This is a genomic window from Mycolicibacterium aichiense (assembly GCF_010726245.1).
Classification (GTDB): domain Bacteria; phylum Actinomycetota; class Actinomycetes; order Mycobacteriales; family Mycobacteriaceae; genus Mycobacterium; species Mycobacterium aichiense.
On the sequence record NZ_AP022561.1, the window covers coordinates 2,267,676 to 2,289,457 of the forward strand.

The following is a 21,782-nucleotide window of genomic DNA, read 5'->3' on the forward strand; positions in this document are numbered from 1 at the left end:
CGGGTACAAATGTAGCGTGGGATGTTCGAGTCGGCATGGTGGTCGGCTACAGCGCTTCGGGCGCGGGGTCGGCAAGCTCGCGCTCGTTGAGGGCATGGCCCAGCCGGTCGTAGCGCTCGGGAGCCGCAAGGCGCAGGTAGAGGCCGTAGAGCATGCCTCCGCCCAGGGCGACGAAAACCAGTGAGAGCATCAGCACCGCCATCCCGCCTTGCGCGCCGAGCAGGATGTCGAGACTGTCCAGGGTGAGCGCGAAGAACCCGCCGAGCCCGATGATCGCCAGGATCGGTGCGACGAGGGTGTTCCACTTGCGCTTGTCGACATCAGACTTTCGAAAGAACACGAAGATCGCGATGGCCGCCACGAGTTGGGACAGGATGACGCCGATCGTGCCGATACCGGTGGCCCACGTGAACAACCCGGCGAACGGGTCCTGGTCGAAAGCAGCGAATAGCGCCACCACGATGCCGATGGTCAGGGTCTGCACCACCGAGGCGACCCAGGGGGTTTGCCGATTCGGCAGGGTCCAGCCCAGCGGCTTCCAGATCAGCCCCTGACGCCCCAGCGAGAACGTATAGCGCGCGACATTGTTGTGGAAGGTGACGATCGCGGCGAACAACGCGGTGATGATCAGGATCTGGAATATCAGCGAGATGTTGTGTCCGATGATGGTGTCACTGGCCACGAAGATGAAGTCGCCGCCGGATTTCTGGGCAATGCCCACGACGTTGTCGAGGCCGAGTGCGTTCATGATGAGCCACCCGGACACCGCATAGAGCGTGCCCATGAACGCGATCGACAGGTAGGTGGCGCGGGGAATCGTGCGGGCCGGCTCCCGCGCCTCTTCGCCGTAGATCGCCGACCCCTCGAACCCGATGAACGACGCATGCGCGAACATCAGTGCCACGCCGAGCGAACCGGCGAGTACCACTGATGGACTGAACGGTTCGAAGGAGAACTGGGACACCGGCACTGTACCGCCGAACAGGCTGCACACGCTGAGCACGGTGATCATGGTGATTTCCAGGCTCATGAAAACGCCGAGAACCCTGGCGCCGGAATGCACTCCTTGTACGCCGAGGCCCAGGCACAGCACCAGGGCGACCCCGGCGAACAGCCACCACGGCAGATGCGTGCCGAACTTGGCGTTGAACAATTCGCCTGCGTAGTAACCGAATCCGCCGTAGAGCCCGGCCTGGATAGCGTTGTAAGCGAAGATCGCCAAGAACGCCGAACCCAACCCGGGTATGCGCCCCAGCCCGAGGGTCACATAGGCGTAGAACGCACCGGCGTTCGTCACGTGCTTGCTCATCGCCACATACCCGACGGCGAAAATCATCAGCACCACCGCGGCGATCACGAATGCGCCGGGCATGCCGATCCCATTGCCGGACCCAATGATGATGGGATACAGAGCGATAACGACCGTCAGTGGTGATGCAGCCGCGATGATGTAGAAGAAGATGCTGGGGACACCGAGGGTGTCCTTCTTCAGGCCGTGATTGCGCCGCCCGCCGGGCGGGGCGGTCGTTTCCGGCTGACGCTGGTTGGGGATGCGGCCTTCGGGTGGTTCCAGTGATTGGGTTACGTTGGTCATGATCGTTCATCCCTTGTGCAAAGTGGGTTGATGGTACGGGTGTGGTGACCTTCCGTTCAGCTGCTCTGCGGGAACGGTGTTCGCAGCCGTTGTGCGCGGCTGTCCTGCTTACCTCCTCATGTCCAGAGCAAGATCGATGAGCAGGTCTTCTTGGCCGCCGACCATCGCCCGGCGGCCGGCTTCCACCAGGAGGGCGCGTGGCTCCACGCCGAGTTCGGCACCGATGCGCTCAGCGTGCAACAGGAAACTCGAGTACACGCCTGCGTAACCGAGTGTGAGGGTTTCGCGGTCGATTCGCAGCGGTCGCCGGTGCAGCGGCCGCACGATGTCGTCGGCGGAGTCCATCAACGCGAACACGTCACAGCCGTGGTCCCAGCCGTTCAATTCGGCGACGGCGACAAACACCTCCAGCGGACAGTTGCCCGCGCCGGCGCCCAAACCGGTGAGCGACGCGTCGACCCGCCGGGCGCCCTCTTCGACCGCGATCAGCGAATTCGCCACGCCCAGAGCCAGATTGTGATGGGCATGGACACCGATCTCGGTGGACTCGCTCAGCACATCGCGGTAGGCGCGTACCCGCTCCGCGACACCCGACATGGTCAGCCGGCCGCCCGAATCGGTCACGTAGACGCATGCCGCTCCGGCGTCCTGCATGATTTTCGCCTGGGCCGCAAGGTCGTCCGCACCGATCATGTGCGACATCATCAGGAACCCGGCCACGTCGATGCCGAGAGCGCGGGCCGTCGCGATGTGCTGGAGGCCGATATCGGCCTCGGTGCAATGCGTGGCGATCCGTACCGACGTCACTCCGAGGTCGACCGCAGCGCGCAGATCGTCCAGCGTTCCGATGCCCGGCAGCAGCAGGGTGGTCAATCGGGCGGAAGTGACGACATCGGCTGCGGCGGAAATCCATTGGGCGTCGGCGTGCGACCCCGCACCGTAGGTCAGACTGCCGCCGGCGAGTCCGTCGCCGTGCGCGACCTCGATGGCGCCGACGCCGGCCCGATCAAGGGCGCGGGCGATCCGCCGGACATCGGCCAGGCCGAGTTCGTGGCTCAACGCGTGCATGCCGTCGCGCAGGGTGACGTCCTGGATGTAGACCTGCGATGTCATCGGCCCGACTCCTGCAGAGTCGACGCCTGCAGCGCGAGCCGTTCGCCGACCCGGACGGCGGCCGAGGTCATGATGTCGAGGTTGCCTGCGTAGGCAGGCAGGTAGTCCGCGGCGCCCTCGACTTCCAGGAAAACCGTGACGTGCAGGAGGTCGCCGTCGCGGGCGGCGGCGTCGACCAATCGTCTGCGGGTGTCCCCGGCCGGCACCGGCGCCACCCGGACCTGCTGCTTCAACCGGTATCCGGGCACGTACTGCCGCACGGCATGGACCATGTCGGCCACCGCGTCGGCGATCACCGCGGCATCGGCAGGGCTGACCAGCGCGGCGACGGTGTCGCGCATGATCATCGGCGGCTCGGCGGGATTGAGCACGATGATCGCCTTGCCCCTCCCCGCGCCGCCGGCCGTCTCGATGGCCCGCGCGGTGGTAACGGTGAACTCGTCGATGTTGGCCCGCGTGCCGGGGCCCGCTGAGCGTGACGCGATGGACGCGACGATCTCGGCGTAGTGGACTTCGGTGACCCGGGACAGCGCCGCGACGATCGGAATGGTGGCCTGCCCCCCGCACGTCACCATGTTCACGTTGCGCCGCCCGGCGAACTCGGAGAGGTTCACCGCCGGCACGACGAACGGACCGACGGCAGCGGGGGTGAGGTCGACGACCGGCACACCCGACGACTCCAGTTTCGCGTCGTTGGCCAGGTGGGCCGCCGCACTCGTGGCATCGAAGACAACCGCGAGCTCGTCGAACACGTCCAAGGCGAGCAATCCGTCGACACCGTCGGCGGTCACCGCGACACCACATGCGGCCGCCCGCGCCAATCCATCACTGCCCGAGTCGATTCCGGCCATCGCTGCGACATCGAGAAGTCCGGACCGCCGCTGCAATTTGATCATCAGGTCGGTGCCGATATTGCCGGACCCGATGATCGCCGCCTTGCGTCGCGTCATGTCGGCGGCTCAGTTCGCCAGAACGGGGGAGGGTGCGGGCTGTGGCGACACCGTCACGTCGGGCGTGGTGGTGGCGACGAGTTCGTTGATGATCGCCGCGTGCCTGACCTTGTGGCGGACCAGTCGCTCGTGGTACTCGGGCTCGATCCAGCCGTTGTACATCACCGCCTCGGACTCACCGGGCTCGATCTTGAAGTAAACCGGCGCGGCCACCTGCGCGATCGCGCCGGCTTCCCACAGACGGTTCATCCCACCGAAGGACTCGAAAGTCTCGGCCCATACATCCAGCGGGATGTCGACGTTGCCCCGGATCGCGGCGAGCATCGGGCGGGTCAGATCGCCCACCGGGTTCACACTGTCGGCGCCCAGATCCTGCAGGATGCGGATCGACGCCGGGTTCGCGTGGCCGGCGTAGACGGAGATCTTGAATTTCACGTCGGCCGGAATGTGGCCGGCGTCCCGGGCCTTGTTGAGGATGTCGAGCACGCCCTCGTCCCACACCAGCACGCCGCGGATTCCGGCGGCGAACATCCGAAGGTAGTCGTCGAGCAGGTAACGCACATTGTCCAGCCCGCGCACCCGCCTGCCGCCGGCCTGGCCTTCGGTGCTCAAGGCCTGACGTCCGAGATCCCAGCCGGTGCGCGGACCGGGAACGGCGATCAATTCGATGCCGTTCTCAGCGGACAGCGTTGCCACATCGCGCAATTCACCCGTACTGAGCAGAGTGGAACCACCGCCGAAGGCGACGATTCGGTTGATGAAGACGTTGTGCTTCTCCGACTCGTCGAGCAACGCCTCCAGGGTGCTGAGGCGCTCGACACCGGACACCTCGAGGCGGTAGCTGCCGCCGTCATCGAACCTCTTGGGCGACGGCGTCAGGGCGTAGTCGTCGGCCGGCAGGAGTCCCTGCGCCGCCAGGATGGCGGCCCCGTCGACCTTCGAACCGTTGCCTGCTGCTGCGGTGGACATCATGTCTCCTTCGGGTAGCCGCCCGGAGGCGACGAAATTTCACTCAGTGAATATTGGGTTTCGACAAATGAAAAATTATCCCGGGGTTGGTTCGCTGTCAACCGGTGGCGCGAAATTCGTGGTGTCGAAGCCCGACTTCACTGGGCACTGGTAACATTCACTGAGTGAAATCTCAGGGGGCGTCCGACAAAGGCTCGAATCTGATCGGCGTCGAACGCACGGTCCGGATTCTCGAAGCGGTGGCCGACGCGGAATCGGCGAATCTCACCGAAATCGCAAAGGGCACAGGGCTTAATGAGGCGACTGTGCTTCGCTACCTCAACACCCTCACCGCACTGGGGTACATCGAGCGGTTCGAATCGACGCAATACCGGTTGGGGTGGCAGATCTTCCGTCTGGGCCGCCGCGCCTACTCGGGCCAAGTGCCCTCCGAGGCGATCCTGCCGACGATGGAGCGGTTGCTGGCCGAGTTCAACGAGACCGTGAACTTCGCTGTGCGCAAGGACCGCTCCGTGGTCGTCATCGAGGCGGTCGAAGGGCGGCGCGCTCTGAAGAAGGTCACCGAAGTCGGGCAGGTCGACCCCTGGCATGCCTCGGCACTGGGCAAGGCGTTGCTTGCGTCGATGCCGGACAGTGAGTGGCGCGACATGGTGTCCACGGCGGGTCTGACGGCATTCACCGCCCACACCATCACCTCGATGAAGCAGATGGCTGCCGAGATCAAGGACATTCGCGCGCGGGGCTTCGCAATCGATCGCGAGGAGGCCGAAGACGAGCTCACCTGTGTGGCGGCTGCGATCCCGACGGCATCAGGCAAACCGTCGCAGTATGCGCTCAGCGTCAGCTTCCTCACCCACCGACTGACCCCGGAGGGTCTCGAGCACGCCGGCAGGCAGGTGGTGGCCGCCGCCGGCGAGATCGCGGCCAAGATCCCGTGACATGGCGCGGTGATGTCGCCACGAACGAACGGGTGATCCGCGCCGACCAGTAGACTCGTCGGGTTACGGCAGAACGGACAGTACGGAGAAGAACCCGATGAGCGGCCATTCCAAGTGGGCTACCACCAAGCACAAGAAGGCCGTCATCGACGCCAAGCGCGGCAAGATGTTCGCCAAGCTCATCAAGAACATCGAGGTCGCGGCGCGCGTCGGCGGCGGCGACCCGGCTGGTAACCCCACCCTGTACGACGCCATCCAGAAGGCGAAGAAGTCCTCGGTTCCCAACGACAACATCGAGCGCGCCCGCAAGCGTGGCGGCGGCGAGGAAGCCGGCGGCGCCGACTGGCAGAACATCACCTACGAGGGCTACGGGCCCAATGGCGTCGCCGTTCTCATCGAATGCCTGACCGACAACCGCAACCGGGCCGCCGGCGAGGTCCGGGTCGCGATGACCCGCAACGGCGGCAACATGGCCGACCCCGGCTCGGTGTCCTACCTGTTCTCCCGCAAGGGCGTGGTCACGCTGGAGAAGAACGGGCTGTCCGAGGACGACGTGCTGCTTGCGGTCCTGGATGCCGGCGCCGAAGAGGTCAACGATCTCGGCGACAGCTTCGAGGTGATCTCCGAGCCGACCGATCTGGTCGCAGTGCGCACCGCCCTGCAGGACGCCGGCATCGACTACGACTCCGCCGACGCCGGATTCCAGGCGTCGGTGACCGTCCCGCTGGACGCCGACGGCGCCCGCAAGATCATGAAGCTCGTCGACGCGCTGGAGGACAGCGACGACGTGCAGGACGTCTACACCAACGCCGACATCCCCGACGAGGTTCTGGCCCAGCTCGAGGACGACTGAATCAGGCCGGATGCAGGCTGACCGGCACCCCTGAGTAACGGGTCATCCCGGTCGCCGGGTCCAGATCGTCCTTACTCGTCAGCAGGTTGACGTTGGCGCCGACGTGCGCGTGCGGCACCGACACCACCCCGCTACGCACCGCCGAGTCCAGTTTCGCGATGCCGGTGATCTCGCCGTGCTCGGTGCGCACCACGAGCTTTTGCTCGTCGGCGATGCCGGCGGCCGCGGCGTCGTCGGGGTTCACGAGCACCTCGGGTTGCTCACCGAGATATTGCAATTGTGCGTTGACTCTTCGTAATTGGCGACGCGGAATCAATACCGGACCGGCGGTGTGGTTCAGGCCGTTCAGCTGGTCGACCAGGACCCGAGGCGCCAGCCGCCAGCCGCCGAGCCGTTCGACGTGGCGTTGGATCCACGCGGCAGGCAACTCCCGGTCGGCCTGTGCCCAGCCGGTGGCGACGAGGTCGTCGTAACTGGTGCGGCCGCCGGCGTTGAACTTGGCCACCATCCGCTCGTCGGTCATCGCGGTATCCGCGACGTCGTGACCGAGTCTTGCGCCGAGTTCGGCGAGCACCCACCACATCGAGCGGCGGTCACCGACCGGGGCCATCACCGCTGGGGTGTGCTGGGCGGAGATTCGCGTACTCATGAAGTCCCACAACGTGACGTCGGGCCGCTCGAGCTGCCCCTTGGTCGGCAGCACGTGAGTGGACAGCGCGGTCGTCTCGGTCGGCAAGATCTCGGTGGTGGCCAGAACGTCGAGCTTCGGCAACGCCGCACGCAACGCGTCGGTGGCGGGGAATCCGGTGAGCAGGCTGCCGCCGAGATTGAGCAGTGCGCGGATGTTGCCGGCCTCGATCTCGTCGGGCAATGCGGCACAGGGCCATTCACGCATGAACGCGCGGGTGTCCGGACGGCTGGGCGGACCGGGTCGTGACTTGCCTTCCGGTGGTGCGATCGGGAGCTCGAACATCTCCAGCTGATAGCCGTAGCCGGGGTGGAACCATTCGCCGCCGGGAGTGTTCATCGATCCGGTCAGGATCAGCAGCGCCCACGAAAGCCATTGTGTGACATTGCCGCTCGCTGACATGGTGACGCCGGTTCCGGTGTCGATCGCGATGTGCCCGGCCGTGCGGATGGCGGCGAGTAGATCGTCGAGGGCGTCCGGCGCGACGTCGGCGAGGGTGGCCGCGTGCTCGCGGGTGAACGGCTCGACGGCGGAGACGAGCACGTCGAGGTCTTGGACAGCGACGCTCGGATCGGCTCCGTCGCGGAGGATTTCGCGCACCAGGAAGGCCAATACCGCGTAGTCGGTGCCCGGTCGCGGGGCGAGATGGCGGGTGGCCAAGCGGGCGGTCTCGGTGCGGCGGGGGTCCACGACCCAGAGTTGAGCCCGCGCGGCGACGTCGCGAAACAGCCCGCGCGGGTTGGGCATGCATACGGTGTGACCATGGGAGACAACCGGATTGCTGCCGATCAGGATGACGAGTTCGGCGTTCTCGTAATCCGGCCGCCCGGTCAGCGCGGCCGAGCCGCCCATCAACTCCGCCACCAGAACCTTGGCGGTGCCGTCGATCGTCAGCGGGCTGAACTTGGCCGGTGTGCCGATCGCACGGTGCAGCGCCTCGGCGACCCGGTAACCGGCGGCATCCATCCCGATACCCGTACCGAAGTTGACGGCGACCGCGGCCGGGCCGTGCTCGGCGATGATGTCGCGCAACCGGGCGCCGAGGTCGTCGAGGCAAGCCTCCCAGCTTGTTTCGGTCAGTTGCCCGCCGTCGTGCATCATCGGCCGCTCGAGCCGGTCCGGGTGGTGGTGGATCAGCGGCAGCGCGCGGCCCTTCGGGCAGGTGTAGCCGCCGGAGAAGGGATTGTCCCGGTCGCCGTGGACGGCTACCACCCGCTCGTCGTCGATCTCGACGAGAATCCCGCACACCGACGGGCACACCCGGCAAAAGCTTCGTACTGTGCGGGAACCGCCCGTCGCCATGAAACAAAACCGTACGCTGCGGGCAACGAATCGGAGGTGACGATGTCTCAGCTGACGGTGACCGACCCTGACGGGTCCAGCTGGTCGGTGCGTCGCTGGTGGTGGAAGACGATCCCCTGGGAGACCGGCTTCGCCACCCTCGACGCGCTGATCTTTTTGATCGTGCTGCCGTTCATGCTGGCGTGGCCGTTCTGGCTGCTGGCCAAATGGTGCGGCGTGCCGTGGACGATCATCACGACGCGAGACGGCGAGGAAATCGGCCGCGAGCAAGTGAAGGGTTGGGCGCGCTCCCGCGCGCGGATGGAGGAGATCATCCAGACGCTCCGCGATGGCATGCCCTACAGCGTGTCTTGACCGAGTTCAGCGCCGAGGTCTGATCAGCGCATTCCGTGGCCGGGTCCGTCGTGGAAGATCAGTCCGCCGCCGAGCAGGAACGGATACAGCGTCGGGTAAGGCACATCCTGGGGCGAGGCGGTGAGCTGGGCGTTGCCCGGTGTCTCGCACTGGCTGTTGCCATCGCTGACGACGGTGCAGACCATATGCGGATCGTCGGCCGCGACGGCGACCGGAGCGGCGAGGACCGCGGCGATGCCGGTGGCCACCAGGCCGGCGGCGAGACGGATGGTGAGTGTCATGAGAACTCCTTCGAAACTGAACGTACAGTTTCGAAATGTGTAGCGCTCGCGTAGCGGCGATTAATCCCATCCGCGCCGGTGAACTGGCTCACCGGGACAGGCCGCGCAACGCCGCGTCGACGATCGCGTCGGCGGCGTCGTCATCCAGTTCCCCGTGGCCGGCCATCAACCGGTACAGGGCGGGTCCGATGATCAGGTCGATCGCGACCCCGGCAGCGATGTCGCCGCGTAGTTCGCCGCGGGCCACCCCGCGCTCCCAGATGGATTCGAGCGCGGCACGGCGCGAGCGGACCAGACCGTCACGCAGCGCTGTCGCGATCTCGGGGTCGAATTGCGCTTCCCCGAACAGTTGCGCGAACACCCGCCCGCTGGGGCCGGAGTAGAACCGGCACAGTCCGCGCAGCCAGACCGTGAAATCCGTTCGGGCCGAGCCGGTGTCGGGGTCGGGGGAGTCGGCCTGCAGCTCAGAGAGGAACGCGTCGATCGCCACGCCGTACTTGTTGGGCCACCACTTGTAGATGGTGGCCTTACTGGCGCCGCTGCGGGCCGCTATCTGTTCGGTGGTCATTGCCCGCAGACCGAACTCGTGCAGCAACTCCGACGTCGCGCGGACGACTGCCGAGCGGGACTGCTCACTGCGCGGCCGTCCGGCCCTCGGCCGTCCGGGGTTTTCGGTGACATCGTCGAGGCTCACAGTGGATACAGCCGCTCCAGATTGACCACGATGGCCTCCTGCGTGCTGCGCGAGATCACGACGACGGCCGGCTCATCCGGGTCGGGGTTCTCCTCGCGGTGCGGCAGATGCGGCGGCACGAAGATGTAGTCGCCCGGCTCGGTACTGATCCGCACTTCGCCCACACCGTCGTGGAAGACGAACTGCGGGTGGCCGCTGCGCACGAAGATCGCGGTCTCCGACTCCCCGTGGTGATGGTTGGCCGACGCCACGCCGGGCCCGACGTGGGTCTCACCCATCCACAGCTTGTCCGACCCGACCGACGCGCCGCTGATCGCGGCGAAGCGCTGCATGCCGTCGGTCTGACCGGTGCCGCCGTCGAGGTCGCCGGCCCGGATGTGGCGCACCCGATTGCGCACCGGTTCGGTGCCGGACAAGTCGGGATGGAATGCGTCGGAACCGCCCATGGACCGACCATAACCACGCGCGAAGGACCGCGTGTCCTGACCGGTGCTGTCCGCCCGGCCCGCTACTGTGATCGAACAGCTGTTCGTAGTCGGAAGGCGATCCGTGCGGGTGATGGGAGTCGACCCTGGGTTGACGCGCTGCGGGCTCTCGATGATCGAGAGTCGGGGTGGTCGCCAGGTCATCGCGCTGGACGTCGACGTGGTGCGCACGCCGTCCGACGAGCCCTTGCAGCGTCGGCTGCTGACCATCAGCGATACCGTCGACCACTGGATGGACACCCACCTGCCCGATGTGATCGCGATCGAGCGAGTGTTCGCCAACCAGAACGCCAACACCGCGATGGGCACCGCGCAGGCGGGCGGTGTGATCGCACTGGCCGCCGCCCGCCGCGGCATCGACGTGCATTTCCACACCCCCAGTGAGGTCAAGGCAGCCGTCACCGGGAACGGGCGTGCCGATAAGGCGCAGGTGACCACCATGGTCACCCGCATCCTGCAGTTGCAGCAGAAACCGACCCCGGCGGACGCCGCCGACGCACTGGCCCTGGCGATCTGCCACTGCTGGCGCGCCCCGATGATCGCCCGCATGGCGCAGGCCGAGGCCATGGCGGCCGAGCAGAAGCGGGCCTACCAGGCCCGGCTGAAGTCGGCGCGCACCCTCAAGGCCGCCAAGTGATCGCCTCGGTACGCGGCGAAGTCCTCGACATCGCCCTCGATCACGTCGTGATCGAGGCCGCCGGCGTCGGCTACAAGGTGATGGCCACGCCGTCGACGCTCGCGACGCTGCGGCGCGGCAGCGAGGCCCGGCTGATCACCGCGATGATCGTCCGTGAGGACTCCCAAACCCTGTACGGGTTCGCCGACTCCGATGCCCGCGACCTGTTCTCGACCCTCCTCGGGGTCTCCGGTGTCGGCCCCAAGATCGCGCTGGCGACACTGGCCGTCTATGACGCAACCGCGTTGCGTCAGGCCCTGGCCGACGGCGACGTGACGGCCCTGACCCGGGTGCCCGGTATCGGCAAACGTGGTGCCGAACGTATGGTGCTGGAATTGCGGGACAAGATCGGCGCGGTCGCCGGTGGTGCGGGCGTTACCACGGCGACCGGTCACGCGGTGCGCACTCCCGTGGTGGAAGCCCTTGTCGGGCTTGGCTTTGCGCTCAAGCAGGCCGAGGAGGCCACCGACAAGGTGCTCGCGGCCGACAGCGAGGCCAACACCTCAACGGCATTGCGGGCCGCGCTGTCGCTACTAGGGAAGACCAAGTGAGCAGGTTCGACGACGAGGACGACGAGGCAGCCGACCGCGACGTGTCGCCGGCGCTGACCGTCGGCGAAGGAGATGTCGACGCCAGCCTGCGGCCCCGGTCGCTGGGCGAGTTCATCGGTCAGCCGCGGGTGCGCGAGCAGCTGCAGCTGGTCCTCGAAGGTGCCAAGAACCGCGGCGGCACCCCGGACCACATCCTGCTGTCCGGGCCGCCAGGGCTGGGCAAGACGTCGCTGGCGATGATCATCGCCGCCGAACTGGGCTCCGCGTTGCGGGTGACGTCCGGGCCGGCCCTGGAACGCGCCGGTGACCTCGCCGCGATGCTGTCCAACCTGGTCGAGGGCGACGTGCTGTTCATCGACGAGATTCATCGCATCGCCCGCCCCGCCGAGGAGATGCTGTACCTGGCGATGGAGGACTTCCGGGTCGACGTCGTCGTCGGGAAAGGCCCTGGGGCGACGTCGATTCCGTTGGAGGTTGCGCCGTTCACCCTGGTCGGCGCGACCACCCGCTCCGGTGCGCTGACCGGACCGTTGCGAGATCGCTTCGGCTTCACCGCTCACATGGATTTCTACGAACCGGCGGAACTGGAACGGGTATTGGCCCGCTCGGCCGGAATCCTCGGCATCGAACTGGGTTCCGAGGCCGGTTCCGAGATCGCTCGTCGCTCGCGGGGGACACCCCGGATCGCCAACCGCCTGCTCCGGCGGGTGCGCGACTACGCCGAGGTGCGCGCCGACGGGGTGATCACCCGCGACATCGCCAAGGCCGCGCTGGCCGTCTATGACGTCGATGAGCTCGGACTGGATCGGCTGGACCGAGCTGTGCTCTCGGCGCTCACCCGGAGCTTCGGCGGCGGACCGGTAGGGGTGTCCACTCTGGCCGTCGCGGTGGGGGAGGAAGCCACCACGGTCGAAGAGGTATGCGAGCCGTTCCTGGTCCGGGCCGGGATGATCGCGCGGACTCCCCGTGGGCGGGTGGCGACGCCGCTGGCCTGGACCCACCTCGGTATGGTTGCACCGCCGCGGGCCAGCGGGCTCGGTCAGTCCGGCCTGTTCGAGTGATGGGAGCGCCGATGGTCATCGCCGCCGTGATTTTCGCCGGCCTCGCCGCGCTGCTGCACGTCTACATCTTCACGATGGAGTCGCTGACGTGGACGTCGCCGCGTACCCGCAAGACCTTCGGTACCACCGCCGAGGAAGCCGAGACCACCAAACTGATGGCGCTCAACCAGGGCTTCTACAATCTGTTCCTGGCGATCGTCACCATCGTGGGTGTCGTCGCAATCATGTTGGGGCACATGGGGATCGGTGCTGCTCTGGTGTTCGCGGGTGTCGGTTCGATGCTCGCCGCCGCGGCAGTGCTGCTGGCGTCCGCGCCGGACAAGGCGCGGGCCGCGGTGAGCCAGGGGGCGTTCCCGCTGATCGCGGTCGTGCTGTTGGTGATCGCCCTCGTCTGAGGCAACCGCGGCCAATGGGACGGCCAATGGGACTACGTGCTGCTCTTGGCCCGGTGACGGGTTTGGTTTCCGCCCGCACGCTTGGCGTCATACATAGCGGCATCGGCCGCGTTCACCAGTTCGGTGAGCGCCGTCGTCGCGGCGCTGCCAATCTCGGTCAGCGCCACCGATGCGACACCGACGCTGGCGGTCACCTCGCCGGCGGCCGCGACGGCGGTGCGGAATCGTTCGGCGGTGCCCGCGGCATCGTCGGGCTCGATCAGTTCGGCGATCAGGAACTCCTCGCCGCCCAGACGGGCCACCACCGACTTCATGGCGCTGGCCCGGCGCAGGTTGTCTGCCACCGCGACCAGGACCGTGTCGCCGTAGCCGTGGCCGTGGGCATCGTTGATCTGTTTGAAGCCGTCGAGATCGATCAGGATCACGGCCAGCCACTGTGACTGCGGCCGGTCCGCCGCGGCGATCAGTGCCAGCGCCGACTCGTCGTAGCCGCGGCGGTTGCGCAGTCCGGTGAGCGGATCGGTGCTGGACATCCTTGCGTCGAGGCTCAGCAGATGTAGGAGCAACTGGCTTCCGAACGGGACGGCGAGCACGGCGATCAGCACGCCCAGCACATGCCCGACAGCCATCGCGGTATCGCCTGCCGCGGCGATCCGCGCCCCGGCCAGGAGGGTGGTGATGATGGCGTTGGCCAGCGTCGCCGCCAGCAGCCGGCCGGAGTGATACAAGCCCACGTACCCCGCGATCGGGGCGAAGGTGGCGCACGCCAACAAGCCCGTCGCCGGCGTTCCGGCGATCACGACCGCAAGCGTCACGCCGGCGTTGGCGCCGACGGCGAACAGCGCGGATTGCCGTCGGCTGGGCCAGCCGGCCAACCAGGACGAAGCGCCACCGAACGACAGCGCCGACATGACGATCGCAGCAGTCCGGTGGGCTTCACCCTGCGGACCGGACGGGCTGAACAACATCACCAGGGGGATCGTCCCAAGCACGATGACGACCGATGCGATGAGTATTCGGCTGAAGCGCTGCAGGTGGCGCACCGCGAGGTAGTCGGACAACCAGTCGTACTGGCCCGGTTGGTGCCACCATTTCCGGACCCACGCGGCCATACCCACGTCTTTGTACATATGCTCCCGACCTGGCCGCAGCCTGCCCCCCGAGGGCTGGAAGCCTGAGCGGATAGTACTCGCGGACGTGGGCGTTCGCCGGGTTAGGGTCTTTGCGACCGAAACGACACCGGGGCCGCCGATCGTCGTCGATCGCGACCCCGGTGCCGATACGGCTCGGCCTACAGCAGGCCCAGCAGCTGCAAATCGCTGATGTACTTGACGATGACCTCCGCCGAGACGTGCGGAATGTCCTTATCGGGACCGATCTTCGCCTCCTGCACCGCGGCGCGGAACCGCTCGGTCGGCGCGATCGATCCGCGGATCGGCCGCTCCGGGTGCTGGTAGTTGTGCAGCAGCGGCAGCAGCGAGTACTGACGCTGCCGGTCGGGCAGTGCCCGCATCGCGGTTTCGAACCGCTGCAACCAGCTGCCGTACTCCGCGATCCGCTGGATCGGGTAGCCGGCGTCGATCAGCCAGTCGACGAACTCGTCGAGCCCGAGGCCGTCATCGTAGGGATTCATGACGTGATAGGTCTCGAACCCCTGAGTCACATGAGCGCCCAGCGTCGAGATCGCCTCGGCGATGAACTCCACCGGCAGGCCGTCGTAGTGCGCGCGCTGCCGGTTGCCGTCGGCGTCGAGTTCGTAGAACGACGCCGGGGCGATGCCGGTTGCCACCAGGCTCAGCATCATCCTGGTGAACATGTCGGGCAGGTTGAGCTGACCGCCATAGGTGGTGTCGGCGAGGATCATGTCGCAGCGGAACACCGAGACCGGAAGGCCGCACAGGTCGTTGGCCTCGCGCAGCAGCACCTCGCCGGCCCACTTGCTGTTGCCGTACCCGTTGGCGTACGAGTCGTCGACCGCCCGGGTCGCGCTGATCTCGCGGATGTCGCCGTCCTCGACGAACCGTCCCGGCGCGATCCCGGCACCGACACCGATCGTCGACACATAGACGAACGGCTTCAGCTTGGTGGTCAGTGCGATCCGGATGAGCTCAGCGGTACCGACAGCGTTGGGCCCGAACAACTCCCGGTAGGGCAGCACGTGGTTGACCAGTGCGGCCGGGTCGACGATCAGGTCGACGGTGTCGGCCAGTCGCTGCCACGTTGCGCCGTCGAGGCCGAGGTTCTCCTCGCCCTTGTCGCCGGCGATGACCTCGAGGTGCTCGGCGGCCAGCGTCCGGTAATGCGCCAGAAGCTTGGGGTCGCCGCTGTCGAACGTGGCATCGAGGCGGGCGCGCGCGGAATCGTCATCCTTGGCGCGGACCAGGCAGATCACCGTGCCGTCGACCAGGTCCATCCGCTCGAGCCACTCCAGCGCCAGGTAGCGACCCAGGAATCCGGTTGCGCCGGTGAGCAGTACGGTGCGGATCTCCTTCGCCGGGCCGGGCAGCTGCGGTGCTGCGGCCAGGGTGGCGGCGTCGATGAACCGGTCCAGCGTCAGATCACGGGCATGCGCTTCGGTGGCGCCGGCACCGTGGACCGAGGCGAACGTCGGGCGCTTGCTGCCCGAGTTGCGCTCACTGTCGATGTAGCGTGCGATGGCCTGCAGGTCGTTGGCCGGGCTGACGATCACGCCCACCGGCACCTCGATGCCGAAGATCTCGTTGAGCAGGTTGGCGAATGTCAACGCCGACAGCGAGTCTCCGCCGAGGTCGGTGAAGTGGGCATCGGGCTGCAGGTCCGCAGCGGCGGCCCCCAGCAGCGCGCCCGCGGCGCGGGTGATGGTCACCAGCGCGGGGGCATCGGCACCGCTCTGGCGCAGCGCCCGCAACTCGTCGGCCTGCCCTTCGGCCAGGTCGACATAGAGCTGTTCGAGGGCAGAACCGTAGCGCTCCTTCAGCCGCGGCCAGGCCAGCTTGCGGATGCCCGTCAGCAGACCGTTCTCTACGGTGAAAGGCGTTGTCTCGACCAGGAAGTCGCGCGGGATCTCGTAGGACTGCAGATGTGCGCTGCGCGCCGCGTCCTGCAGCGAGTCCGCGATCAGCGCCTTGAGTTCGGCCGCGTCATGACCGGCCGCGGCTTCGGCGGTCGGCACGACCACCGCCAGCAGGTAGGGCCGGGCGCTGTTGCCGTACAGGTAGATCTGGTGCACCAGCGGGCTGCGCCCGAATGCGGCTTCCAACTTGGAGACCGTGACGAACTCGCCCTGAGACAGCTTGAGCACGTTGTTGCGCCGGTCCACATATTGCAGATGGTCGGGCGCGGTCTCGGCGACGATGTCGCCGGTGCGGTAGAAGCCGTCCTCGTCGAACATCGCGGCCGTGACCTCCGGGCGCTTGTAATAGCCCGGGAACAGCTGCGTCGACTTCACCAACAGCTCACCGCGCGGATGCGGCAGATCGGTCCCGAAGTATCCCAGTTCGGGCACGTCGACGAGCTTGTAGTCGGTCACCGGCGGGCGCCGGACCATACCGTCGACGAACACCGCGCCGGCCTCGGTGGAGCCGTAGCCTTCCACCAGGTGCATGTCGAGGAACTTCTCGACCCACTCCTTGAGTTCCGGCGCGATCGGTGCCGAGCCGGTGAGCGCGGAGACGAACCGGTCACCCAGCAGGCTCGCGCGGTTGTCCGCCAGTACCTCGGCCTCGGTGGCCTCGCCCGCGCGGCGGTCGATGTCGCTTTGCACTTCCTGATGGATCATGTCCCACACCCGGGGAACCAGGTTCAGCTGTGTCGGGCGGGTCAAAGCCAGGTCGTCGAGGAACGTCGACAGGTCGGGCCGGGCGGCGAAATAGACTGTGCCGCCGGTGCTCAACGCTCCGTACAGCGCGCCGCGGCCCATCACGTGGCTCATCGGCATGAAGCTCAGCACGATCGACGGGTACGCGCCCTGCTTGTCGTCCCAATGCGCCGCGGCGGCCAGCCACATGTCGGCGACCTTGGACGCCGGGTACATCGCACCCTTAGGGGCTCCGGTACTTCCGGAGGTGTAGATCAGCAGTGCCAGCGGGTCTTCGCCGGCATCACCGGCGGGGACCGCGGATCCATCGGCGCCACGGGCGATCTCGTCGGCGATGGTGGCGACGGCAACATCGGTCCCGGTCAGCCGTTCCCGTGCGGCAGCCAACGCGTCTCGCTGATCGTCGACCTCTGGCCGAAAATCGAAGACCACGAGCCGTTTCGGTGCCGGTCCCGCGAGAACGAGCTCGACCGCGTCATCCAGGTTGTCGATGCTCGATGCGACCACGACGGGTTCGGTCTCGGCGATGATCGGCGTCAGCGCGGCCGCGCCCGCGCTGGTCTGCAGCGGTACGGATACCGCGCCCAGCTGCGTCAGCGCGAGGTCGATGGTCGTGTAGTCAACGCTGGTGAACCCAAGGATGGCCACGCGGTCGCCCACGGTGACGGGGTCAGCGGACCAGGCGCCGACGACGGCCTGCACCCGATCCCACAGCTGGCGATAGGTGATGGTGTCGAACGCCTCCGTCAGTTCGGCGGTAGTGCGTCGGGTATGCGGATCCTCGACAAACCGCACCGCCCGCTGGCCCACTGCGGGGCGGTCGGCGTAGCCGTTGAACACCGTGGTGATGACGGCGGACAGGGGCAGGCCGGGTTGGCTGGCGGCGGCGGTCACCTGCGGGTCGGGTGCGGCCGCGGCGAACTGCGGGTCGGTGGCGTACAGATCGGCAACGCGCTGCTCAAACCGGGCTTCGCGAGTATCAGTCGGCATGACGAAACTCCATCAACGAACTAGTGAAAGAAAGATTGGCGGGCGCTTCGTTGCGCCCAAATTAAACTACGTTAGCAAAACTAACGTTATTCCTCGGTCGCGGTCGATGCTAGGAGCCGGTCCTGTGAACTTGCTCTCTGTCCGGCCTCACCAGGCCGTTAGAGGCGCGCGGCACACGGGTACCCGACCCTCATCTCGGGACACACCCTTGAGGCAAGGAGGCGTCATGAAAGACGTAGACACCCGCCTGGATCCGCGTGCGGGCCGGATGGAGATCGCGCGCAGCCGCGGCGCGGCCAGTGGATTTCTGCTCGTACTACTGGGGCTCTGGGGAGCGTTGATTCCGTTCGTCGGGCCGTACTTCGACTTCGCCTACGACCCGGACACGCCGTGGACCTGGACCGCCGCCCGCGGCTGGCTCGAGGTTTTGCCCGGCGCAGTCGCGGTCCTGGGCGGACTGCTGTTGTTTATGTCGCGCAACCGGGCCACCGCGCTGCTCGGCGGTTGGCTGGCCGTCATCGCCGGCGCCTGGTTCGTGGTGGGCCGGCTCTTCGCCAGCCCCTGGGGTCTCGGCGACTTCGGCGCACCGGTGGCCAGCAGCACGGCCGGGCAGGTCGCGCTGGAGCTCGCGTTCTGGAGCGGCCTCGGCGCGCTGATCGTCTTCTTCGGCGCGATGGCACTGGGCCGGGTGTCGGTGCACAGCGTGCGCGACGTGCGGTACGCGACCCGACCGGTGGTGGCCGAATCCGCTGATGCCGAGCCGGTCGCCGCGGCCACGACGACTGAGCCGGTGGTCGAGGGGCATCATCGCCGGGCCGGCGACGTCGTCGAGGAGGAGCCGCGCCGTCGTCGCGGCTTGCGCGACATGTTCGGCGGCTCGCGCCGCACGCCGGTCGCGCACTAGGAATTCGGTTGAGCGCCACTCGCCGCCCATCAGGTCGGCGGGTGGCGCATAACCGGTGTCCCGTAACCGACATCACTGTGCGATGTCCGCCACAACGATGCTGGTATCCAGCGGCTTTCCGGACACAGTGGTAGGCATGGCCGCACCGTTCCTTCCCGACGCCGACTTCGCCCGGATAGCCGAGATCTGCAACGCGCTGGGCGTGCCGGACGACGATCGGGTGCTGTTCTGGCGGTGGGCCGACGAATTGCCCGGCGGTCGGGCAATCGACGAATTGAATTGCTATGTCGACGTTCTCATCGCCGATCGGTGCCGGCGACCGGCGGACGACGAACTGGGCCTGCTCGTCATGTCCGGCCTGACCGACGACGAGATCCGCCGCCGGGTCGCCGACCTGGTGGCGAGACCCGAAGCGCGGCTCAGCCGGTGTAGGCCATCACGTGCTTGATGCGGGTGTAGTCCTCGAGTGAGTACATCGACAGATCTTTGCCGTGCCCTGACGACTTGAAACCGCCGTGTGGCATCTCGGCGACCAGGGGAATATGTGTGTTGATCCAGACGCAGCCGAAATCCAGCGCATTGGACACCCGAAGTGCCCTCGACACGTCTGAGGTCCACACCGATGAGGCCAGACCGTACTCCACGCCGTTGGCCCATCGCAGAGCCTCGTCTTCGTCGGTGAACGACTGCACGGTGATCACCGGACCGAAGATTTCCTCCTGGACGTGCCGGTCGTCTTGGCGCAAGCCGCCGATGACGGTTGGCTCGATGTAGAAACCTTTGTCGCCCTGCCGTTTTCCGCCCGCTGCGACCGTCGCGTGAGCCGGAACATCGGACAGGAACCCCAGCACCCGGTCGAGCTGATTGGTGTTGTTGACCGGCGGCACCCAGGCATCCTCGTCGTCGGGGGCGCGTCCGAACGTCGTGGCCGCGGCCTTGGCCTGTTCAGCCAGTGCCGCGGTGAGATCCTCGGCGACGCCCGCGCGGGCCAGCACCCGAGTGGCGGCGGTGCAGTCCTGGCCGGCGTTGAAATAGCCGGCTGTCGCGATTCCCGCTGCGGCGGCGGCGATGTCGGCATCGTCGAACACGATCACCGGTGCTTTGCCGCCGAGCTCGAGGTGCGTGCGTTTGAGGTGGCCGCCGGCGCTGACCGCGACCGCGCGGCCCGCGGCCACCGACCCGGTGATCGACACCATCTGCGGGGTCGGATGCGCGACGACGCCGGCGCCGGTCACCCGGTCGCCGCACACGACATTGAGCACGCCGGGACCGAAGTGCCTGGCGGCGATCTCGGCAAGCATCACTGTCGTGACGGGGGTGGTGTCGCTGGGTTTGAGGACCACGGTATTGCCGGCGGCGATGGCGGGGCAGAACTTCCAGATGGCCATCATCATCGGGTAGTTCCACGGCGCGACCTGCCCGATCACCCCGACCGGCTCACGACGGATCCACGAGGTGTGCTCGGCCAGGTATTCGCCCGCCGACTTACCCTCCAAAATTCTTGCCGCACCGGCGAAGAACCGAATCTGGTCGACCATCGGAGGGATCTCTTCGGCCATCGTGACGTGATTGGGCTTGCCGGTGTTGCGCCCCTCGGCGGCCACCAGGGCACCCGCGTGCTTCTCGACGTCGTCGGCGAAATCGAGCAGCGCCTTCTGGCGTTGCGAGGGCGTGGTGCGCTTCCAGTCGGTGAACGCCCGGCTGGCGGCGGCGTACGCGGTGTCGATGTCGTGAGCGTTGGAAATCGGTGCAGTGCCGTACTTTTCGCCGGTGGACGGATCGACGATCGGCATCGTCGCCCCGCTCACCGAGTCGACGAGCTCGCCGTCGATGAAGTTCTGGGTCATCGAAGGCCGGCGAGGATTTCAGCCAGCACGTCCAGTCCCTCGGTCAGCAGCTCGTCGCTGATGGTCAGCGGTGGCAGGAACCGCAGGATGTTGCCGAAGGTGCCGCAGGTCAGCACCAGCACGCCTTGTGAATGCGCCTTGGCGGCAAGCGCTTTGGTGAGGTCCGGATCCGGGTCGCCGGTGCCCGACTTCACCAGCTCGACGGCGATCATCGCGCCGCGGCCGCGGACGTCACCGATACGGTCGTCATCGGCCTGCATGCGGCCGAGCTTGTCCTTCATGACCTTCTCGATGTGCTTGGCCCGGTCGAGCAGGCCGTCGAGTTCGATGGTCTCGATGGTGGCCAGCGCCGCCGCGCACGCAACGGGATTGCCGCCGTAGGTACCGCCCAGGCCGGAAACGTGCGGGGCGTCCATGATCTCGGCGCGTCCGGTCACCGCGGCCAGGGGCAGCCCGTCGGCGATACCTTTCGCGGTGACGATCAGGTCGGGCTCGATGCCCTCGTCTTCGCACGCGAACATCGCACCGGTGCGGGCGAATCCGGACTGCACCTCGTCGGCGATGAACACCACGTTGTTCTCCGAGCACCACGCCCGCAGCGCGGGCAGGAAGCCGGGGGCCGGGACGATGAAGCCGCCCTCACCCTGGATGGGCTCGATGATGATGGCCGCGAGATTCGCGGCGCCGATCTGCTTGTCGATGACGGTCAGCGCCCGCTCGGCGGCCAGTTCGCCGTCGGTGGCCCACTCCTTGTCGATCAGGCCGTCCCGGTAGGGGTAGGACATCGGCGCGCGATAGATCTCCGGGGCGAACGGGCCGAATCCGCTCTTGTAGGGCATCGACTTCGCGGTCAGCGCCATCGTCAGGTTGGTGCGGCCGTGATAGGCGTGATCGAAGGCTGCCACCGCGGTCTTGCGGGTGTAGGCACGGGCGATCTTGATGGCGTTCTCCACGGCCTCGGCGCCCGAATTGAACAGCGCGGAGCGCTTCTCGTACGAGCCCGGGGTGAGCCGGTTGAGGTGCTCCGCGACGGCCACGTACTCCTCGTAGGGGGTGACCATGAAGCAGGTGTGGGTGAAGTCGGCGACCTGTGCGCGGACCGCGTCGACGACCCGGGGCGAAGAGTTGCCGATCGTCGTCACCGCGATGCCCGAGCCGAGGTCGATGAAGCGGTTACCGTCGACGTCCTCGATGATCCCGCCGCCGGCGCGGGCCGCGAAGATCGGCATGGTGACGCCGACGCCGTGCGAGACGGCGGCGACCCGGCGCTTGCTCAGTTCGACGGACCCGGGGCCGGGGATCTCGGTGACGAGTTTGCGGCTCTGCTCGAGGGTGGTCACT

21 protein-coding genes are annotated in these 21,782 nt (G+C 67.2%); 9 read left to right on the top strand and 12 right to left on the bottom strand.

Annotated elements, in window-relative coordinates; all coding sequences use genetic code 11:
- Positions 1-46: 46 nt before the first annotated feature.
- The 4 genes from G6N32_RS10985 to G6N32_RS11000 all read right to left on the bottom strand — a co-directional run bounded on the left by G6N32_RS10985 (position 47) and on the right by G6N32_RS11000 (position 4,626).
- Positions 47-1,594 (bottom strand): APC family permease, encoded by a 1,548-nt coding sequence (locus G6N32_RS10985; protein WP_115319621.1) that lies wholly within the window; start codon positions 1,592-1,594, stop codon positions 47-49.
- Between the two features lie 108 nt (positions 1,595-1,702).
- The gene (gene dmpG / locus G6N32_RS10990; RefSeq protein ID WP_115319622.1) at positions 1,703-2,707 is read right to left on the bottom strand and encodes a 4-hydroxy-2-oxovalerate aldolase; all 1,005 of its coding nucleotides are present in this window, start codon (positions 2,705-2,707) and stop codon (positions 1,703-1,705) included.
- A complete protein-coding gene (locus G6N32_RS10995) occupies positions 2,704-3,657 on the bottom strand; it encodes an acetaldehyde dehydrogenase (acetylating) (RefSeq protein ID WP_115319623.1) in 954 nt (317 codons plus the stop codon). Before G6N32_RS10995 ends, dmpG begins: the two co-directional genes overlap by 4 nt.
- Before the next feature lie 9 nt (positions 3,658-3,666).
- Positions 3,667-4,626, bottom strand: a complete 960-nt coding sequence (locus tag G6N32_RS11000) for a hypothetical protein (protein ID WP_147292014.1) — start codon at positions 4,624-4,626, stop codon at positions 3,667-3,669.
- A 164-nt stretch (positions 4,627-4,790) separates the two neighbouring features.
- On the opposite strand from G6N32_RS11000, the gene G6N32_RS11005 reads away from it, so the two are divergent.
- Positions 4,791-5,564, top strand: coding sequence for an IclR family transcriptional regulator (locus G6N32_RS11005; RefSeq protein WP_115319625.1), 774 nt, complete (start codon positions 4,791-4,793; stop codon positions 5,562-5,564).
- Positions 5,565-5,661: 97 nt separating this feature from the next.
- Complete coding sequence (locus G6N32_RS11010) at positions 5,662-6,417, top strand: YebC/PmpR family DNA-binding transcriptional regulator (RefSeq protein WP_115319626.1); 756 nt, start codon at positions 5,662-5,664, stop codon at positions 6,415-6,417.
- A 1-nt stretch (position 6,418) separates the two neighbouring features.
- On the opposite strand, the gene G6N32_RS11015 is transcribed toward G6N32_RS11010, so the two are convergent.
- A complete protein-coding gene (locus tag G6N32_RS11015; RefSeq protein WP_115319627.1) occupies positions 6,419-8,407 on the bottom strand; it encodes a molybdopterin-containing oxidoreductase family protein in 1,989 nt (662 codons plus the stop codon).
- A gap of 42 nt (positions 8,408-8,449) precedes the next feature.
- On the opposite strand from G6N32_RS11015, the gene G6N32_RS11020 reads away from it, so the two are divergent.
- Positions 8,450-8,761: a hypothetical protein gene (locus tag G6N32_RS11020; RefSeq protein WP_115321081.1), complete on the top strand. Its 312-nt coding sequence runs from the start codon at positions 8,450-8,452 to the stop codon at positions 8,759-8,761.
- A gap of 23 nt (positions 8,762-8,784) precedes the next feature.
- Here the strand turns inward: G6N32_RS11020 and G6N32_RS11025 are convergent, their stop codons facing one another.
- The 3 genes from G6N32_RS11025 to G6N32_RS11035 all read right to left on the bottom strand — a co-directional run bounded on the left by G6N32_RS11025 (position 8,785) and on the right by G6N32_RS11035 (position 10,182).
- Positions 8,785-9,042 carry a hypothetical protein gene (locus G6N32_RS11025; protein ID WP_115319628.1) on the bottom strand — a complete coding sequence of 86 codons (258 nt, stop codon included), beginning with the start codon at positions 9,040-9,042 and terminating at the stop codon, positions 8,785-8,787.
- Between the two features lie 88 nt (positions 9,043-9,130).
- Entirely contained in the window at positions 9,131-9,736 is a 606-nt protein-coding gene (locus G6N32_RS11030; protein ID WP_115319629.1) for a TetR/AcrR family transcriptional regulator, read from the bottom strand.
- On the bottom strand, positions 9,733-10,182 hold the full coding sequence (locus tag G6N32_RS11035) for a cupin domain-containing protein (protein WP_115319630.1): 450 nt from the start codon (positions 10,180-10,182) through the stop codon (positions 9,733-9,735). The genes G6N32_RS11030 and G6N32_RS11035 overlap by 4 nt, the downstream gene beginning before the upstream one ends.
- Before the next feature lie 103 nt (positions 10,183-10,285).
- On the opposite strand from G6N32_RS11035, the gene ruvC reads away from it, so the two are divergent.
- Genes ruvC through G6N32_RS11055 form a run of 4 tightly spaced genes read left to right on the top strand, consistent with a single transcriptional unit; the run spans position 10,286 to position 12,904 of the window.
- Positions 10,286-10,858, top strand: a complete 573-nt coding sequence (gene ruvC / locus G6N32_RS11040) for a crossover junction endodeoxyribonuclease RuvC (protein ID WP_115319631.1) — start codon at positions 10,286-10,288, stop codon at positions 10,856-10,858.
- A complete protein-coding gene (gene ruvA / locus G6N32_RS11045) occupies positions 10,855-11,448 on the top strand; it encodes a Holliday junction branch migration protein RuvA (protein WP_115319632.1) in 594 nt (197 codons plus the stop codon). Before ruvC ends, ruvA begins: the two co-directional genes overlap by 4 nt.
- Entirely contained in the window at positions 11,445-12,509 is a 1,065-nt protein-coding gene (gene ruvB, locus G6N32_RS11050) for a Holliday junction branch migration DNA helicase RuvB (RefSeq protein WP_115319633.1), read from the top strand. Before ruvA ends, ruvB begins: the two co-directional genes overlap by 4 nt.
- Before the next feature lie 11 nt (positions 12,510-12,520).
- Entirely contained in the window at positions 12,521-12,904 is a 384-nt protein-coding gene (locus G6N32_RS11055) for a DUF1304 domain-containing protein (RefSeq protein ID WP_115321082.1), read from the top strand.
- A 32-nt stretch (positions 12,905-12,936) separates the two neighbouring features.
- Here the strand turns inward: G6N32_RS11055 and G6N32_RS11060 are convergent, their stop codons facing one another.
- Both G6N32_RS11060 and car read right to left on the bottom strand, forming a co-directional pair.
- Complete coding sequence (locus G6N32_RS11060) at positions 12,937-14,016, bottom strand: GGDEF domain-containing protein (protein ID WP_147292015.1); 1,080 nt, start codon at positions 14,014-14,016, stop codon at positions 12,937-12,939.
- A gap of 179 nt (positions 14,017-14,195) precedes the next feature.
- The gene (car, locus tag G6N32_RS11065; RefSeq protein ID WP_115319635.1) at positions 14,196-17,690 is read right to left on the bottom strand and encodes a carboxylic acid reductase; all 3,495 of its coding nucleotides are present in this window, start codon (positions 17,688-17,690) and stop codon (positions 14,196-14,198) included.
- Between the two features lie 226 nt (positions 17,691-17,916).
- Here car and G6N32_RS11070 point away from each other — a divergent pair, with 226 nt between their 5' ends.
- Together G6N32_RS11070 and G6N32_RS11075 are read left to right on the top strand one after the other, a co-directional pair.
- Positions 17,917-18,594, top strand: a complete 678-nt coding sequence (locus G6N32_RS11070; protein WP_115319636.1) for a hypothetical protein — start codon at positions 17,917-17,919, stop codon at positions 18,592-18,594.
- Positions 18,595-18,730: 136 nt separating this feature from the next.
- Complete coding sequence (locus G6N32_RS11075; protein WP_115321083.1) at positions 18,731-19,042, top strand: hypothetical protein; 312 nt, start codon at positions 18,731-18,733, stop codon at positions 19,040-19,042.
- On the opposite strand, the gene G6N32_RS11080 is transcribed toward G6N32_RS11075, so the two are convergent.
- Together G6N32_RS11080 and gabT are read right to left on the bottom strand one after the other, a co-directional pair.
- Positions 19,014-20,441 carry a gamma-aminobutyraldehyde dehydrogenase gene (locus tag G6N32_RS11080; RefSeq protein WP_115319637.1) on the bottom strand — a complete coding sequence of 476 codons (1,428 nt, stop codon included), beginning with the start codon at positions 20,439-20,441 and terminating at the stop codon, positions 19,014-19,016. The two genes, G6N32_RS11075 and G6N32_RS11080, sit on opposite strands and share 29 nt — an antisense overlap.
- Positions 20,438-21,781: a 4-aminobutyrate--2-oxoglutarate transaminase gene (gene gabT, locus G6N32_RS11085; RefSeq protein ID WP_115319638.1), complete on the bottom strand. Its 1,344-nt coding sequence runs from the start codon at positions 21,779-21,781 to the stop codon at positions 20,438-20,440. Before gabT ends, G6N32_RS11080 begins: the two co-directional genes overlap by 4 nt.
- Position 21,782: the final 1 nt, after the last annotated feature.

Bases quoted from the DNA above. Each gene is read 5' to 3' on its own strand.
- G6N32_RS10985 (WP_115319621.1), bottom strand. From the start codon at position 1,594: ATGACCAACGTAACCCAATCACTGGAACCACCCGAAGGCCGCATCCCC.
- dmpG (WP_115319622.1), bottom strand. From the start codon at position 2,707: ATGACATCGCAGGTCTACATCCAGGACGTCACCCTGCGCGACGGCATG.
- G6N32_RS10995 (WP_115319623.1), bottom strand. From the start codon at position 3,657: ATGACGCGACGCAAGGCGGCGATCATCGGGTCCGGCAATATCGGCACC.
- G6N32_RS11000 (WP_147292014.1), bottom strand. From the start codon at position 4,626: ATGTCCACCGCAGCAGCAGGCAACGGTTCGAAGGTCGACGGGGCCGCC.
- G6N32_RS11010 (WP_115319626.1), top strand. From the start codon at position 5,662: ATGAGCGGCCATTCCAAGTGGGCTACCACCAAGCACAAGAAGGCCGTC.
- G6N32_RS11015 (WP_115319627.1), bottom strand. From the start codon at position 8,407: ATGGCGACGGGCGGTTCCCGCACAGTACGAAGCTTTTGCCGGGTGTGC.
- G6N32_RS11020 (WP_115321081.1), top strand. From the start codon at position 8,450: ATGTCTCAGCTGACGGTGACCGACCCTGACGGGTCCAGCTGGTCGGTG.
- G6N32_RS11025 (WP_115319628.1), bottom strand. From the start codon at position 9,042: ATGACACTCACCATCCGTCTCGCCGCCGGCCTGGTGGCCACCGGCATC.
- G6N32_RS11035 (WP_115319630.1), bottom strand. From the start codon at position 10,182: ATGGGCGGTTCCGACGCATTCCATCCCGACTTGTCCGGCACCGAACCG.
- G6N32_RS11055 (WP_115321082.1), top strand. From the start codon at position 12,521: ATGGTCATCGCCGCCGTGATTTTCGCCGGCCTCGCCGCGCTGCTGCAC.
- G6N32_RS11060 (WP_147292015.1), bottom strand. From the start codon at position 14,016: ATGGCCGCGTGGGTCCGGAAATGGTGGCACCAACCGGGCCAGTACGAC.
- car (WP_115319635.1), bottom strand. From the start codon at position 17,690: ATGCCGACTGATACTCGCGAAGCCCGGTTTGAGCAGCGCGTTGCCGAT.
- G6N32_RS11070 (WP_115319636.1), top strand. From the start codon at position 17,917: ATGAAAGACGTAGACACCCGCCTGGATCCGCGTGCGGGCCGGATGGAG.
- G6N32_RS11075 (WP_115321083.1), top strand. From the start codon at position 18,731: ATGGCCGCACCGTTCCTTCCCGACGCCGACTTCGCCCGGATAGCCGAG.
- G6N32_RS11080 (WP_115319637.1), bottom strand. From the start codon at position 20,441: ATGACCCAGAACTTCATCGACGGCGAGCTCGTCGACTCGGTGAGCGGG.